Source organism: Polynucleobacter sp. AM-25C3, assembly GCF_018882335.1.
Classification (GTDB): Bacteria; Pseudomonadota; Gammaproteobacteria; order Burkholderiales; family Burkholderiaceae; genus Polynucleobacter.
In genome coordinates this window covers 147186-163050 of the sequence record NZ_JACVOS010000001.1, presented here as the reverse complement: position 1 = coordinate 163050, position 15865 = coordinate 147186, and the positions used below count along the sequence as shown (strand labels likewise).

The 15865-nt window shown below is 47.1% G+C and carries 16 protein-coding genes; 8 read left to right on the top strand and 8 right to left on the bottom strand.

Annotation, left to right across the window (positions count from 1 at the left end; genetic code table 11):
* Positions 1–76 precede the first annotated feature (76 nt).
* Together ICN12_RS00860 and metH are read left to right on the top strand one after the other, a co-directional pair.
* The gene (locus ICN12_RS00860; protein ID WP_216270126.1) at positions 77–1141 is read left to right on the top strand and encodes a homocysteine S-methyltransferase family protein; all 1065 of its coding nucleotides are present in this window, start codon (positions 77–79) and stop codon (positions 1139–1141) included.
* Entirely contained in the window at positions 1138–3885 is a 2748-nt protein-coding gene (metH, locus tag ICN12_RS00855; protein ID WP_216270124.1) for a methionine synthase, read from the top strand. Before ICN12_RS00860 ends, metH begins: the two co-directional genes overlap by 4 nt.
* Positions 3886–3914: 29 nt before the next feature.
* On the opposite strand, the gene ICN12_RS00850 is transcribed toward metH, so the two are convergent.
* Positions 3915–4232, bottom strand: a complete 318-nt coding sequence (locus tag ICN12_RS00850) for a DUF1840 domain-containing protein (protein WP_216270122.1) — start codon at positions 4230–4232, stop codon at positions 3915–3917.
* A gap of 35 nt (positions 4233–4267) precedes the next feature.
* Here ICN12_RS00850 and argS point away from each other — a divergent pair, with 35 nt between their 5' ends.
* The 3 genes from argS to ICN12_RS00835 are packed head-to-tail and all read left to right on the top strand — an operon-like array spanning position 4268 to position 7330.
* Positions 4268–6013 carry an arginine--tRNA ligase gene (gene argS, locus ICN12_RS00845; RefSeq protein ID WP_216270120.1) on the top strand — a complete coding sequence of 582 codons (1746 nt, stop codon included), beginning with the start codon at positions 4268–4270 and terminating at the stop codon, positions 6011–6013.
* 49 nt (positions 6014–6062) lie between these two features.
* Positions 6063–6677 carry an SPOR domain-containing protein gene (locus tag ICN12_RS00840; protein ID WP_216270118.1) on the top strand — a complete coding sequence of 205 codons (615 nt, stop codon included), beginning with the start codon at positions 6063–6065 and terminating at the stop codon, positions 6675–6677.
* Positions 6674–7330 carry a thiol:disulfide interchange protein DsbA/DsbL gene (locus ICN12_RS00835; RefSeq protein WP_216270116.1) on the top strand — a complete coding sequence of 219 codons (657 nt, stop codon included), beginning with the start codon at positions 6674–6676 and terminating at the stop codon, positions 7328–7330. Before ICN12_RS00840 ends, ICN12_RS00835 begins: the two co-directional genes overlap by 4 nt.
* A 10-nt stretch (positions 7331–7340) precedes the next feature.
* Here ICN12_RS00835 and ICN12_RS00830 read toward each other — a convergent pair whose 3' ends face one another.
* From ICN12_RS00830 to ICN12_RS00810, 5 genes are read right to left on the bottom strand one after another with little or no spacing between them, the layout of a single operon-like run.
* Positions 7341–8117, bottom strand: a complete 777-nt coding sequence (locus ICN12_RS00830; protein ID WP_216270114.1) for an SDR family NAD(P)-dependent oxidoreductase — start codon at positions 8115–8117, stop codon at positions 7341–7343.
* On the bottom strand, positions 8114–9409 hold the full coding sequence (locus tag ICN12_RS00825) for an SAM-dependent methyltransferase (protein ID WP_216270113.1): 1296 nt from the start codon (positions 9407–9409) through the stop codon (positions 8114–8116). Before ICN12_RS00825 ends, ICN12_RS00830 begins: the two co-directional genes overlap by 4 nt.
* Complete coding sequence (locus ICN12_RS00820) at positions 9406–10191, bottom strand: DUF1365 domain-containing protein (RefSeq protein ID WP_216270112.1); 786 nt, start codon at positions 10189–10191, stop codon at positions 9406–9408. Before ICN12_RS00820 ends, ICN12_RS00825 begins: the two co-directional genes overlap by 4 nt.
* The gene (locus tag ICN12_RS00815; protein WP_216270110.1) at positions 10192–11580 is read right to left on the bottom strand and encodes an NAD(P)/FAD-dependent oxidoreductase; all 1389 of its coding nucleotides are present in this window, start codon (positions 11578–11580) and stop codon (positions 10192–10194) included.
* Positions 11580–12146, bottom strand: a complete 567-nt coding sequence (locus tag ICN12_RS00810) for a glutathione peroxidase (protein ID WP_370624909.1) — start codon at positions 12144–12146, stop codon at positions 11580–11582. The genes ICN12_RS00815 and ICN12_RS00810 overlap by 1 nt, the downstream gene beginning before the upstream one ends.
* A 102-nt stretch (positions 12147–12248) precedes the next feature.
* Between ICN12_RS00810 and rfaE2 the strand changes: the two genes are divergently transcribed.
* Positions 12249–12740, top strand: a complete 492-nt coding sequence (rfaE2, locus tag ICN12_RS00805) for a D-glycero-beta-D-manno-heptose 1-phosphate adenylyltransferase (RefSeq protein WP_216270109.1) — start codon at positions 12249–12251, stop codon at positions 12738–12740.
* 32 nt (positions 12741–12772) lie between these two features.
* On the opposite strand, the gene ICN12_RS00800 is transcribed toward rfaE2, so the two are convergent.
* Together ICN12_RS00800 and ICN12_RS00795 are read right to left on the bottom strand one after the other, a co-directional pair.
* Positions 12773–13594, bottom strand: a complete 822-nt coding sequence (locus ICN12_RS00800) for a type III pantothenate kinase (RefSeq protein WP_216270108.1) — start codon at positions 13592–13594, stop codon at positions 12773–12775.
* Entirely contained in the window at positions 13591–14391 is an 801-nt protein-coding gene (locus ICN12_RS00795) for a biotin--[acetyl-CoA-carboxylase] ligase (protein WP_216270107.1), read from the bottom strand. Before ICN12_RS00795 ends, ICN12_RS00800 begins: the two co-directional genes overlap by 4 nt.
* Positions 14392–14437: 46 nt before the next feature.
* On the opposite strand from ICN12_RS00795, the gene ICN12_RS00790 reads away from it, so the two are divergent.
* Entirely contained in the window at positions 14438–15532 is a 1095-nt protein-coding gene (locus tag ICN12_RS00790) for a VanZ family protein (RefSeq protein WP_216270105.1), read from the top strand.
* Positions 15533–15544: 12 nt separating this feature from the next.
* Entirely contained in the window at positions 15545–15853 is a 309-nt protein-coding gene (locus ICN12_RS00785; protein WP_216270102.1) for a (2Fe-2S) ferredoxin domain-containing protein, read from the top strand.
* Positions 15854–15865 lie beyond the last annotated feature (12 nt).

Genomic DNA, 15865 nt, shown 5'->3' with positions numbered 1-15865 from the left:
AGGGGGCTCCGGGTCAGATAAAAGTGGCTTAATACCAATACAATAAGAGATTCTAGAGAATATTCCCGGTTAAGCAATGCAATTTAATGGTTTATCCCAGCCTTACACCCGCGGTCAGGCACTTCCCGAGCTACTAAAGCAGCGCATTCTGATTTTGGATGGCGCCATGGGCACCATGATTCAGCAATATAAGCTGAATGAAGCCGATTATCGTGGCTTGCCTAGTAACACGCGTTTTGCAGACCACCCGAGTGATATCAAGGGGAACAACGAATTACTGGTTTTGACTCAGCCCGAGATCATTAGCAAGATTCATGAACAGTACCTTGATGCTGGCGCTGACATTATTGAGACTAATACTTTTGGTGCCACCTCGGTAGCCCAAGAAGATTACAAAATGGCCGGCTTAGCGCGCGAGATGAACTTAGTCTCTGCCCAGTTGGCTCGCGCTGCTTGTGAAAAATACAGCACGCCAGATAAGCCCCGTTTTGCCGCGGGCGCGATTGGACCAACACCGAAGACGGCGAGCATCTCTCCGGATGTAAATGATCCTGGCGCACGCAATGTAACTTTTGAGGCTTTACGCGCTTCGTATCGTGAGCAAATTGAGGGACTCTTTGCCGGTGGCGTTGATTTATTTTTAGTGGAAACTATTTTTGATACGCTCAATGCCAAAGCTGCACTATTTGCTCTAGATGAATTCTTTGAAGAAACGGGCGAACGTTTGCCGGTGATGATTTCAGGAACAGTGACTGATGCTTCTGGTCGTATTTTGTCTGGTCAAACAGTTGAAGCATTTTGGAATAGCTTGCGTCATATTAAGCCGCTGACTTTTGGATTGAACTGTGCCTTAGGTGCTGCGCTGATGCGTCCTTACATCGCCGAACTAGCTCGCATTTGTGATGCAGCAGTATCTTGCTATCCCAATGCTGGTTTACCCAATCCAATGAGTGACACTGGATTTGATGAGACTCCACAAATTACTTCTAGCCTAGTAGATGGCTGTGCAAAAGATGGTTTAGTGAACTTGGTAGGTGGTTGCTGTGGAACGACGCCAGATCACATTCGCGCAATTGCCAACGCAGTTGCTAAGCGTAAGCCACGAGCCTTTTATCGTGAGAGCGCGGAGGCGTCAGCATGAGTAAGACTAAAAAGACAATGCCGCCGATGAAGCTTTCAGGCTTGGAGCCTTTCAATGTCACACCCGAAGTCGGTTTTGTGAACATTGGGGAGCGCACGAATGTGACGGGCTCCAAAGCATTTGCGCGCATGATTTTGAATAATCAATTTGATGAAGCCTTGGTGGTTGCAAGACAGCAAGTTGAGAATGGCGCTCAAGTCATCGATATTAATATGGATGAAGCGATGTTGGATTCTGAAGCAGCAATGACACGCTTCTTAAATCTGATTGCTTCTGAACCGGATATCGCACGCGTACCCATCATGGTGGACTCCTCTAAGTGGAGCGTGATCGAGGCTGGTCTGAAATGTATTCAAGGCAAGCCGATCGTGAATTCGATTTCCTTAAAAGAAGGTGAAGAGCCTTTCAGAAAACAAGCGCGTTTAATTCGTCGTTATGGTGCCGCTACTGTCGTAATGGCATTTGATGAGGCTGGCCAGGCGGATACCTTTAAACGCAAGACAGAAATTTGTCAGCGTTGTTATGAGCTTCTGGTTAATGAGATCGGCTTCCCTGCTGAAGACATTATTTTTGACCCCAATATCTTTGCTATCGCTACTGGTATTGAAGAGCATGACAACTATGCAGTTGATTTCATTAATGCTACTCGCTGGATTAAAGAAAACCTACCCGGTGCAAAAGTGAGTGGTGGCGTATCGAATGTAAGTTTCTCTTTCCGCGGTAACGATCGCGTACGTGAAGCTATTCATACTGTGTTCCTGTATCACGCTATTCAGGCAGGCATGGACATGGGTATTGTCAATGCAGGACAGCTTGGCGTTTATGCAGATCTAGATCCTGAATTGCGTGAGCGCGTTGAAGATGTCGTCCTCAATCGCTTTAAAGAAAAAGATGGCAAGACTCCAACCGAGCGCTTGCTCGATATTGCCGATCAATTTAAAGGTGGTGGCGCAAAGCAAGTCGAGAATTTGGTATGGCGTGAAGCCCCCGTGCGTGAGCGTTTAACCTATGCTTTGGTACATGGCATCACTACTTTTATTGAAGAAGATACTGAAGAGTTGCGCGCTCAAATTATGGGCGCAGGCGGTAGGCCAATTGAGGTGATTGAAGGCCCACTCATGGACGGTATGAATGTCGTTGGCGACTTGTTTGGCGCTGGCAAGATGTTCTTGCCTCAAGTAGTCAAGAGCGCGCGTGTGATGAAGCAAGCCGTTGCTATTTTAATTCCCTACATTGAAGAAGAGAAGCGTTTGCACATTGCTTCTGGTGGCGAAGCCAAAGCTAAGGGCAAGATCGTCATGGCTACGGTGAAGGGTGACGTTCACGATATTGGTAAAAATATTGTGACTGTGGTCTTGCAATGTAATAACTTCGAAGTTGCCAATATGGGTGTGATGGTACCCTGCGCAGAAATTTTGAAGCGCGCCAAGGAAGAAAAAGCAGACATCGTCGGCCTCTCCGGTTTGATTACGCCATCCTTAGAGGAGATGACTTATGTTGCGCAAGAGATGCAACGTGATGACTATTTCCGTGAGCGTCAAATTCCACTGATGATTGGTGGCGCTACGACTTCTCGTGTGCACACCGCTGTGAAGATCGCTCCACACTACGACGGTCCAGTGGTTTACGTTCCAGATGCTTCCCGCTCTGTGTCTGTAGCATCCAGCTTGCTATCTGATGAGAGTGCCAAGAAATTTATTCAAGATTTGCGTGATGACTATGTGCGTATTCGTGAGCAACATGCCAATAAAAAAGCATCCCCAACAATTTCATTAGAAGCTGCACGTAAGAATCGCGAGTTGATTGATTGGGCCAACTATGTGCCTGAGAAGCCCAAATTTATTGGACGTCGTATTTTCAAGAACTTCGCTTTAAGTGACATTGCTAAATACATAGACTGGACGCCATTCTTCCAGACTTGGGATTTGGCTGGTAAGTTCCCAGCAATCTTGGATGATGAAATCGTTGGCGTAGAGGCTCGCAAAGTTTTTGAAGATGGCCAGGCACTATTGGATAAGTTGATTAAGGGCCAGTGGTTACAAGCCGATGCTGTAGTAGCTTTCTATCCCGCAAACACAATAGGTGATGACATCGTCTTGTATAGCGATGAATCACGTGAGCATCCATTATTTGTTTGGCATAACTTACGTCAGCAGTCTGAGCGCCCAGTAGTTGATGGCGTGCGTCGTCCTAATCGTTGCTTAGCAGATTATGTAGCGCCAAAAGATTTGCATGTGGCTGATTACCTAGGTTGCTTTGCCGTGACGACTGGCCATGGTGTTGAGAAAAAAGTTGCTGAGTTTCATGCGAAGCATGATGATTACAGCGCAATCATGTTGCAATCTTTAGCTGATCGTTTGGCGGAAGCCTTTGCAGAGCTCATGCACCACCGCGTTCGAACTGATCTGTGGGGTTATGCGACCGATGAGATTTTGACGAATGATCAAATGATCAACGAGGAATATCGCGGCATCCGTCCGGCGCCAGGTTATCCAGCTTGCCCTGCACATGAAGTGAAAAAAGATTTATTGCGCGTCATTGGTTCGGAAGATATTGGTATGACCTTGACTGAATCGATGGCGATGAATCCAGCTTCCAGTGTCAGCGGTTTTTATCTGGCACATCCGGATGCACGTTATTTCAATGTGGGTAAGTTGTCAGCAGACCAGATTGAAGATCTTGCTAAGCGCCGTAATGAGTCCTCTGAAGACATTCGTCGCCAGCTGGCAAGCTCAATAGACTAAATTTGATTTTGGGTGGGTTGGGGCAGCATTTAAACGCCCCACATCACCGGTTCATCTTTGGCTTTAGCCTGCTTCATGAGTTCTAGGAAGGGGTAAGCGCGCTGCCCCAGCCTGTCGGCAAGCTTCGGTTTTTCCGTATTTTCTTGTTCGGCTGTATTGCTTTTGGCTCGCTCTTCAAGATCCCTCAGGATGGCGGTTTCTAGGGCGGTAATGAGGGGGGGCAATTGCTCAACTGTCAAAATCCCTCGGGCTTCCAATGGACGACCCAAAATATCAAAGATCCGTTGGGTGAGATCGGCCAACATAATCACGTCTGGACCCGCTTTGGAGCGAAATTGATAGATCATTTCGATAGCTTACCACCTGATAAACTCACTTATCTATGTTGTTAACTAATAAAAATCGTTTAATTGAAATGCTCAGCTCGGCCCTGCAGGGTTTGGCTCAGGAGCGTGGTTTGGGTGAGGCTCATCAACCCCGTTTGGAGCGTCCTAAGGCCGTGGATCATGGGGATGTCGCCTGTAATATTGCTCTCCAGCTTTCCAAAGCTTGGAAACTCAATCCAAGAGAATTGGCGCAAGCTCTCGTTGAGCGTTTAGAGAAACAGCCAGGCTATAGCGGTTTGATCGCCTCTTGCGAAATCGCTGGTCCCGGATTTATTAACTTCCGTCTGAGTAATGCCGCTAAAACTGCTGTGGTTCAAGAGGTGCTGACAGCAGGATCTCAGTTTGGTCAATTGGCTCCAGAAGCTGCGCCAGTATCAAGCGCCATGATTGAGTTTGTCTCGGCTAACCCCACTGGCCCTTTGCATGTGGGCCATGGTCGCCAAGCTGCGCTAGGGGATGCTTTGGCGAACCTATTGGCAACCCAAGGCATCAAAGTCCACCGCGAGTTTTATTACAACGATGCCGGTGTACAGATTGCCAATTTGGCGCTTTCCGTTCAGGCTCGCTTAAATGGCCTCAAGCCAGGCGATGCCGCTTGGCCAGAGAGTGCCTATAACGGTGAATACATTGCTGAGATTGCAAGTGCTTATAAGGTGGCGCCCGGCTATCGAGATGACTTATCTGATGCAGAAAAGATTGAGGCTATTCGTCAATTCGCCGTAGCGTATTTGCGTAATGAGCAAGACATTGATTTAAAAGCCTTTGGCGTGAAGTTTGATTGCTATTACCTAGAATCTTCCTTGTATACCGATGGCAGTGTTGCAAAAATTGTTGAAGAGCTGCAAAGCATCGGTAAGACCTATGAATCTGAGGGCGCGCTTTGGCTTAAGACGACTGATGATGGCGATGATAAAGATCGTGTCATGCGTAAGTCCGACGGCAGCTTTACCTACTTTGTGCCCGATGTGGCGTATCACACCAGCAAGTGGAATCGTGGCTTTGAAAAAGTGATCAACGTGCAAGGCAGTGACCACCATGGCACGATTGCCCGTGTTCGTTCTGGCTTGCAGGGCGTAGCGCAGAAGCGTGGCTGGGATATTCCTAAAACCTATCCTGACTATGTGCTGCATAAGATGGTGACAGTGATGCGCCATGGTGTGGAAGTCAAAATCTCCAAGCGTGCAGGCTCTTACGTGACGGTACGTGACTTAGTTGAGTGGTCTGGTGGGGTTACTCCAGAGATGACTGCCGATGAGCGTGAGTTTGCATTACAGCGTGGACGTGATGCTGTGCGTTTCTTCTTAATCTCACGCAAAGCCGATACTGAATTTGTCTTTGATATTGATTTGGCCTTGCAACAAAATGATGAGAACCCCGTGTTCTATGTGCAATATGCCCATGCACGCATCTGTTCCATCTTGACTCAATGGGGTGGCCAGGTAGCCGACCTCAAGGACGCTGACCTTTCTTTATTGCAAAGTAAAGCCTCAGATCATTTGCTGCGTCGTTTAGCTGAATATCCAGAAATGCTGACTGATGCGGCTGCAGACTTAGCGCCACACGCCTTAGCTTTTTACCTGCGCGATTTGGCGGGTGATTTCCACACCTTCTATAACGCGGATCGCGTTTTAGTGGATGATGCTGCGCTGAAGTTAGCTCGTCTTGCATTGCTCTCGGCAACTCGCCAAGTGCTTGAAAATGGTTTAAAAGTATTGGGTGTTTCTGCACCCGCTAAGATGTAAGCTGTAGGTGCTTGCTAGCGCTGAAGAGGTACAAAAGAAGAATGGGGACATGATGAAAAAAACGAATCAACACACCAGCTTCACCAAACAAACAAAGGCCTCAAGTCCAGAATATGGCGGCACTATTCTTGGCTTCATCTTGGGGCTCGGAGTTGGCTTGGGCGTTGCTTTTGTGATTGCCTTTTATCTCTCCAAGAACACGCCTCAAGAGCGTCCTGGAGTAAGAGCCCCTAATTTGCCTTTGACGATTAAATCTGCACCTGCCCCAGCGGATGGTGAGGCAGCCGCTCCTGCAGAGCCACTTGATCTCAATAAGCCATTGCAAGGGAAATCTTCTGCACCTGCAGCCGGTGCTGATCCCATTGGCGATCTGGCTAACGGCAAGAAGCCTGTAGATGTGACCGCAGTCCCCGCCGCTAAATCAGATGCAATTTATTTCTTGCAAGTAGGCGCCTTTAATAAACGTGCTGATGCGGATGCGCAAAAGGCCAATTTGGCGATTCAAGGAATTCAGTCACAATTAAGTGAGATTAGCAGTGAAGGCAACACACTATGGCGCGTTCGTGTTGGCCCCTACAATAGCGTTGAAGAAAGTAACCCCGTGCGAGATAAGCTCAATGGCATGGGAATTAAACCGAGCGTTATTAAATCTAGCAAACCATGATTTCATTATCTAAACGAACTTTATTTTCTGTAGCAGCCTTATGTGCCGCTATTTCTATTTCAGGCATTGCAAGTGCTCAAAGTCCAAAAATTGAAGAAGGATTTGACTACCGTATTCTTCCCGTGGTTCAGCCTGTTGAGGCTAAAGGAAAGGTTGAGGTCATCGAGTTCTTTTGGTATGGCTGCCCGCATTGCTATGACTTTGAGCCAGAGTTAAGCGCATGGGTAAAGCGCCAGCCTAAAGATGTCGTGTTTCGCAGAGTGCCGGTAGCTTTCCGCGATGACTTTATGCCACATAGTCAGCTGTTCTATGCCTTGGAAGCAATGGGTAAGGGCGACGCGATGAATGAAAAAGTCATGTACGCCATGCACAAAGAGAATAAGCGTCTCATGACTGAGAATGAAATTGCTGACTGGGTTGCATCGCAGGGAATCGATCGCAATACTTTCTTGGCGACCTATCGTTCTTTTGCGGTGATTTCAAAGGCGCGTGCTGCAAGGCAGATGGCTGAGACCTATCGTATTGATGGTGTACCAACCATTGTGATGCAAGGACGCTATGTCACTTCACCATCCATTGCTGGCACAAAAGCCAAGGCAATTGCAGTGATGGATTATTTAGAGCAAAAAATCCGTAAGGATAAATTTAAATAATTTACTGGCTTTAGATTTTTACGAAGCGTCGTAGGATCCAAAAGTACAGTGGGTAGGGCAGGATTCTGAGAAACTTTAAGAATCCTGAAAACCGCTTAGGGAAGTGAATATCAAACACCCCAGCCTGAATACCTTTCAGAATTTCTCTTGCAGCTTCATCGGGAGTGATAAGGGCTGGCATCTCAAAATCATTTTGTGCGGTAGCTTCAGTAGCCACAAATCCTGGAGAGATCATGTGGACGCTCACGCCCTGCGGCAGTAAGTCGTAATAGAGGATCTCGCAGAAATTAATAATCCCTGCTTTGCTAGGTCCGTAGGCTAGGGCTTTTGGGAGTCCGCTATATCCAGCTACGCTACCCACAATCGCAATATGGCCGGCGTGACTCTTGAGCATTTCAGGTAAGACAACTGCAACCGCCCGCATAGGCCCAAGTAAATTAGCATCAATCGTTTTCTGCGCAACATCAAAGTCAAAGTTGTCCGCTCTCAAAGGGGTATAGATGCCTGAGACAAAGAGCAGTAAATCCAGACCACCCCAGGTTGCCAGGATGCTTTGGTGAGCATCTGCCAGTTGCTCTTGATGGGTAACATCTAAAGGAAGAACTAAGGTTTGCTCTTGATCTCCAGCTTGCGCAAGCGCATTTAGCCGCTCAGCACGACGACTGGAGAGGGCTACTTTTGCGCCCGCTTTTATTAAAGCAATGGTGCAGGCTTCACCGATCCCGCTGGAAGCCCCAATAACCCAAACGCGCTTACTAGCAAAATCTTCAACCCCTTTTTGTTTCATGGTGTCAGCGCATCTCCAGAAGAATGGGTGCTTTGATGTCTTAAGGTGTACTGAACGACATCAATATTCTTTTCTGAGAATCCAGCAGCGCAATACATCAAATAGAAATTCCAGAGACGAACAAAGGCCTCATCGAAGCCAAGGTGATAAATTTCTTCAATTTTGTGATTAAAGCTATCACGCCAGAGGCATAAGGTTTTTGCATAGTCGGCACCAAAGGCAAACTCTGACTCCACCTCCAACCCTGCGCTTGCCGCAGCAGCCTTAAATTTAGAGGGCGAGGGAAGCATGCCCCCCGGAAAAACATACTGCTGAATAAAGTCAGTGCTATGGCGATAGCGATCAAATAGATCCTCTGCGATGACAATAGTTTGAATGCAAGCCCTGCCGCCCGCTTTGAGTCGTTTGGCAATCGTTTGAAAATATTCACCCCAATGGTTTTCACCAACGGCCTCAAACATTTCAATCGAAGCGATGCCATCAAACTGTTCCGCACAGTCCCGATAGTCTTGAAGACGAACTTCAAATTTATTTCTATTGCCAACTTCCGCAGAGACCATTTGGAGTCTGGACTCTGCAAACCCTTTTTGTTCTGTCGATAAAGTGAGGCCAGTGATTTGATTGCCATTTCTCAGGGCTTCTTCCATAAAGCCACCCCAGCCGCAGCCTATCTCTAGGATTTCATCACTGGCCTTGGCATTCATAGATTGAAGAATGCGCTGGATTTTGGCGCGTTGCGCATCGGCAAGTGATTGCTTATCACCCTCAGAGAACCATGCGCTGGAATAACTCATGGTGGGATCAAGCCAAAGTCTGTAAAAGGAATTGCCTAAGTCGTAATGCGCATGAATATTTTTGCGGCTACCAGATTTTGAGTTATCTCTAAACCAGTGCCTTAGGCGGTAGGCCAAAGAACCTAGCCAACTCCCATAGATTGCTCTGTCTAGGATGGTGCGATTTCGAATTGCAAGCTCGAGAACGGCTTTGAGATCAGGTGTATTCCATTCACCACGAATATAACTCTCAGCAAAGCCAATATCACCATGCGAAAGGACCTGCCTAAAGACTGACCAGTTTAAGACTTGGATTTCTGCATGGAGTGGATCGGTGCGATTGCCAAACTCTTTAATTTCCTGATTGGGCAAGGTGAGCACAAGATACCCACTGCGCAATTGAGCTAGAAGACCTAATAATGCTTCTGTGCTTGCACGATGTTGCTGTCGTTTAGATTCTCGCTTCTTTGGAAGAGAAAATATTAGGCGCGATAGCAATGATTGACCGGGGCGATTCATCGAGTAATTTCAAGTTCTGGTGGTTTAGGTTTCGAATAAAAGGGTACACCTTTTAGCCATAATTTCAATGCTTGCCAATGAATGCGGCCAATGACGCCCAGGCTCATCAAAGGATAGCGTAGAAAAGCAAGGTAGAGAGCGCTTTTGCTTAAAGGTTCAGCTAAGCCACTAATGCTGGTGTTAATCAGTGGGGCGCCATCTTCGTGGAGCTCAATACGGCAGACAATATTTCTTTTTGAGTTGCTGTCTTGGGGAAACAAAAAGCGGAAGTGATATTCCCCGCGTACATCACAGAAAGGCGACACATGAAAGACTTTCTTGCTAACGAGGGTCACACCAGATTTTAGTGGTTCACCGGAATCATGATGCAGTAGATAGCAGTGCCGTTCACCAAAGGTGTTATTCACTTCGGCTAATACTGCTTGAACTTGCCCATCAAGTCGGGTGCAGATCCAGAAGCTGACGGGATTAAAGACATAGCCGAGCACCCGTGGAAATGTTTGTAGCCAAATTTCACCATCAACCAGGTTAATGTGGTTTTCTTCAAGAATCTTTTCTATCCAAGAGAGACTATCCCCATTGCCCATTCCATGATCTTGATCAAAGAATGAAAAAAGTCCGAACTGACTATCTCTTAGGCCATGCTTGCTCAACAAGGCTTTATCTGCCTTGCGTGCACGCATTGGAATGGATAAAGTAAATACACCATAACCAAACGCATTTTTCGCGGGACGAAAACGTCGATGCTTTACCGCCCCAAAATTAATCGTTGCTAAGTTCATTTATTGAACGTCTTGGGTCGAGTTTGATGAACTGCGATGAGGAATGCTTTCCATAAGATCTTTTGCTACCAACTCACCTGAGCGTAGGCCATCCTCATGAAAGCCAAACCCGGTCCATGCACCGCAATACCAAATAGAGGAGTTGCCCTGAATCAAAGGCATCTCTTTTTGTGCCTGAATAGCACGCATATCAAATACGGGGTGAGAGTAATGAATTTCTTCGTGCACTAGCTGAGGATTCGGATCAGTAAGCGGATTTAAGCTCACAATGATCTGAGTGCTCTCAAGCGCTTGAGGCAAGGGCTGGAGGCGATTGATTAAATAATTCACGCTCACATGCTGTTGTGCGCTTGGTGATGTTCCAGACTTCGCTGTGTAGTTCCAGGCCGCCCAGCAACGTTCATTTTCAGGCAAGAAGTTCGTATCGGTATGCAGGATAGCTCGGTTCTTCTGGTATGGAATCGATGCCAAAATATTCCGAGTGTCTTGTGTGATACCGTGAACCAACTCTAAAGTCTGATCGCTATGGCAAGCCATCACGACTTCATCAAACCAGTGCGACCCAGAGGATGTAATGACTTCAACTGGAGAGTTTTTGGTTTGACTCGCATTGATGCGGGAAACAGATTCACGCAAAACTTGAACCCCATGTTTTTCTAGGGCCGCCACCAGCAGCTTTATATACTCTCGTGATCCGCCTTTTACAGTGAGCCATTGGGGGCGATTCTGAATTTGCAAAAGGCCGTGGTTGTGACAGAAGCGCACCATAGTCTGAATGGGAAATTCCAGCATCTGCTCGACGGAGCATGACCAGATTGCCCCAATCATCGGCAAGAAATAGTTTTCTCTAAAACTCGTGCTGAATCGATTGCGATCTAGAAAGTCTTTAATGCGTTCATCTGGCTCAGAGTATTCAAGTTTGGCAGTGATTTGTTCTTCGGCCAATTGAGTAGCTAGGCGATTAAAGCGCAAGATGTCATAAGCCATTCTCCAAAATGATAGCGAGAGCAGATTAGATCTTTGTCCAAAAAAAGAATTGAGATCGTTACCAGCCCATTCTATTTTTTTTGTTCGTCCAGTTTTTCCGCTGGCATCAATCGATACCGAAAATGACATCTCGGATGGCGCAATCGGAACCTTGATCTCCTCAAATAGACGAAGCAAACGAGGATAAGTCTTACGATTAAATACTAAAAATCCAGTATCCACTCCATGAGTAATCTTGCCTTGAGGCGTTTCTAATGAAAGGTCCACAGTATTACTATGACCGCCAATATGATTCCCACCTTCGAATATCGTGATATCTAAATCGGGGTGCTGTCTTAATGCATAGGCACACCCTAATCCAGAAATGCCGGCGCCAACGATGGCAACTTTTCTCTTACCCACTAAATTTTTTCTCCAAGAAGTTTTTCTATCTCGCCGGTTAGGCTGCTGCTGGTTGGTTTAGTCATACTGCCAAAGGCATCGATGACATTACCGTTGCGATCAATGAGGTATTTATAAAAATTCCATTTAGGTGTCGTGCCAGTTTTGGCAATCAACATCTTAAATAAGGGGTTGGGATTACTTCCGCTGACTGAGCTCTTGGCAAACATGGGAAACTTCACGTCATAGGTATTTTTACAAAAGTCAGCAATCTCTTTGTTGCTCCCAGGTTCTTGCTGTCCAAAATCATTTGATGGAAATCCCAGTACAACTAAGCCACGATCTTTATATTTGGCATACAGTTTCTCAAGGCCTTCATATTGACTAGTAAAGCCACAAAAACTGGCTGTATTAACTGCCAAAACAACTTTCCCTTGATATTGGCATAGATTTTGAGGCGCCTCATCCTGCAATCTTGGGAAGGTGTGGGATAGGAGAGGGCTACAACTAGGCGACACTGGCTGAGCTGCAGCAACGAATTGCATTGCTGGAACTAGCAAAAGCAGTGCTAATAAGTGCTTTGTCATATTGCGAATCATCTAAAGCCTTTTGCTTGAGCGGGGATGTCCAAGTCTAAGACATTCTGGCAAATATCGTTGGACCTGTCTCAATGCCATTAATATGGCGTTATGAGCTCCTTACCTTTACCTTCTTTTGAGTCCAAAGTCTGTGCGCCAGCAGATTTGGAGGCCCGCATTGCTGCGCTTCCAAGGCCGCTGGTCTTTACTAATGGCGTCTTTGATATTCTGCATCGCGGACATGCCAGTTATTTAGCTCAAGCTCGCGAGTTAGGGGCTAGTCTTGTGGTGGGGGTCAACTCAGATGCCTCCGTGAAGATGTTGGGTAAGGGTGATGACAGGCCCATTAATACCGAGGCTGACCGCCAAGCTTTATTGGCAGCTCTTGCAAGCGTAGATATGGCCGTGTTATTTACTGAGCAAACCCCAGTAAATCTCATAGCTAAAATTCGTCCGGATATCTACGTCAAGGGCGGAGACTATGAAATCGATACCTTGGAAGAGACTCGCTTGGTGAAGACTTGGGGTGGTAAAGCAATCGCCATCCCATTTTTATATGAGCGTTCTACAACAACCCTTTTGGGCAAGATTCGCACTAACTAGTTGGTGCTGCAAATCAAGGCGAGCTTAGGTCTTCAGAGATTTTGTAGTAGCCAAGCCCAGAGACCGCGCAGCACAAGCCCTTCAATAGGCTCTATGGGAAATGCTGCTAATTCTGGAAATTGTTTGATTTCATTTGCCAGAATTTTGGTGTTGCCACCATCAAGCCATATACGTTCAACGGGATGATGGATTTCTTTAGCTAAATACGCTGCGCGCAATATTGCCCCCATTTGCGCTGCATCACAACCGCCCGTAATAGCTTCATCAGTTGTTATGCCAAAGCTTGCTTGTGATACAGGTGTGCTGGTACGAACTGCTAATGGTAGTTGGGCTGTATTGCTTTGAAGACTTTCTTGCATCAGGCTAAGTCCTGGCAGGATCCAGCCGCCGTAATGTACCCCATTGCCACCAAGCAAATCAATGGTCGTGGCAGTTCCTGCATTAATCACCAGGGTGTTGGTGTTCGAGAGTGCTCTTGCTCCAATCAGGGCTGCCCAACGGTCAGCGCCGAGCTTGCTTGGGTCTTGGTAGAGTGTTCGCATCCCATCATAGGAGCTATTACCTTTTAGTTGCTTCCAATCCAGATCTTTCCATTGTGGAAAAAGTGACTGGAGATTTTCAATGGCGGCATCCCCCGCTACACAGCAAAAGCCAATAGCATCGGGCTTGGGCATGGTTTTAGAGATGTAATCTGATAGTTCTGCACGTAGCTCAGCTGATTGAAAAGATGTATTGCTAATAGATCCAGAGTAAGCCCAAAGTTTTTTATTGCGATCTGCAGTGTTTTGCGTTGACTCAACGGCAGCCCATTTGAGGCGGGTATTGCCAAGATCAAATACTAGATAAAGACTCATGATTGAACTCGCAAAGAAACATCGCCTGCATGAATGGCAGTTGTTTTGTCATGTTGAGTGAGGAGAAGTGCGCCAGTCTCATCAACCCCGTCGGCGGTGCCGAATACAGATTGTTTTCCGGCTCCAGAAATGCAAACGGACTGCCCAATGTAGGCATCCCACTGTGCCCAACTATTTTTAAAGTAGCTAAAGCCGTGTCGATCAAACTCCGCTAAATGTCTTTCGAATGACTCAATCAGTTTGAGCCAAATAAACTCAGTATCGGGAACTGGTGTTTGATGGGGCATCAGTTGATCCAAGGCGGCAACACCGAAGGGTGAATGCTCCCCCAAACTCTGCTCAATAGACTCTGCGTGATGCAAATTCAGGCCAAGGCCAATAATCATCCAGGTCGGGGAACCGGGACTTGTTTGTCCACCTTCAATGAGGATGCCACCAAGCTTGGCATTATTTATTAGTAAATCGTTGGGCCACTTCAGTCGTAAACCTTGTTGGTGGAGTGCGGCCTCACTGATTCCCAATGCCGCAGCAATTCCGGCAATCACCGCTAAGCCAATCACGAGACTGAGACCACTCAGTTCGTTCGGACGCTTGTGAAAGGGTTGAGCTAGGGAGAAGCAGAGGGTATCTTCAGGGTTGGATAGCCAGACTCTCCCAGCCCTACCTTTACCGGCAGTCTGCTCATGAGCAATTCGAGCCACGGGGTCAATCAATTCCCCGGCGCGCCAACGGACCAGTAAATCGTCGTTAGTGGATTTGGTGGTAGCGACGCGTTCTAGGATGCAATTCGGGCTCATTTTCCTATTGTAGAAAGATCTGACCTGGCTGACCTAGAATGGTGGAATGCATCACGAAGATCAGCGCCCTCGTAAGTTCGTTTGGCCTCTCCAGGCAATGCCTTTGGCTAGAGCCATTAGCTTGAGTTATGCGCTTTTAATCATCTATGTGAGCTTAAATCCCTTTGATTTCAACTTTCAGAATGGCATTACTGCTTGGGCGTGGTTAGATGCCCCTTTGCCACGCTTTATTACGCTTTTTGATGTCTCGGTCAATATCTTGGCTTATATCCCTTTGGGATTTTTGCTGGTCTTTGCCTGCTACCCCCGCTGGCGTAATTTTGTTGCCCTGGGCATCGCTTTGGGCTTCAGTGCTGTATTGGCCTTCAGTGTGGAGTCCCTACAAACCTGGTTGCCTACTCGAATACCGAGTCAAATGGATTGGTGGGCCAATGTATTGGGCGGTTTGATGGGCGGCTTATTGGCGATCCCTTTGGGTCCTCAGTGGCTCTCTGGCAGTGCGATACGTCGTCGGTTTGATCAGTGGTTTGGTTTGAATTGGGCCGCATGCGCATTGTTTTTGCTGTTCCCTTGGGCTCAGATTTACCCTCAAAGCTCTTGGTTGGGGACGGGGGTATGGGGGCATGCTATTTTTGCCTCGGTCGACTGGGGGACGATGGTGGTGAACCATGTGGTCCAGGAGTCCATCATTACTGCGATCTGTTGGCTTGGCACGGGACTCTTGTTGTCTCTGGGGATGCGAGCTAAAGCCCCTCAGTGGAAAATCTTGAATGGCCTGCTTTGCTTTACTGTTTTAGTGAAGATCGCCTTTACGGCATTGCAATTCGGAGCTGAATTTAGTTTGCTCTGGCTTACGGCGGGGGCTATCTGGGGAATGGTATTGGGAAGTGTGCTGCTGAGGTGGGCACTCCATTTTCCTGGTACCAGCAAAGCCTGGCTTGCACTCGTTTGTTTGGTCAGTGCCACTATTGCCATCAATCTGTTGCCCGACAATCCTTACTTCATTCTCACCTTGCGGCACTGGCACCAAGGGCGCCTATTACACTTTAATGAATTAATGCAGTGGGTTTCAGTGGTATGGTTGCCATTAGCTTTATTTTGGGTGATTCGAAATAAGCCAACCTTTAATTTAAAACATTGATTGAGATTGTGTATGAGTTTTAAGCAACATATATTTTTTTGCCTTAACCAGCGCAGCAACGGCGAAGACTGTTGTGATCGCCATAATGCATTTGCATTGTTTGAGTACGCAAAAAATCGTGTGAAAGAGTTGGGTTTATCTGGCCCCGGAAAGATCCGCGTTAATAAGGCTGGTTGCCTAGACCGCTGTGCTGATGGCCCGGTTGCGGTAATTTACCCAGAGGGTGTTTGGTACACCTTTGTTGATGTTGAAGATGTTGAAGAAGTTATTCAGTCGCATTTAATACAAGGACGCCCAGTAGAGCGCCTGCAGTTAGATTAAAAAAGATTCCAG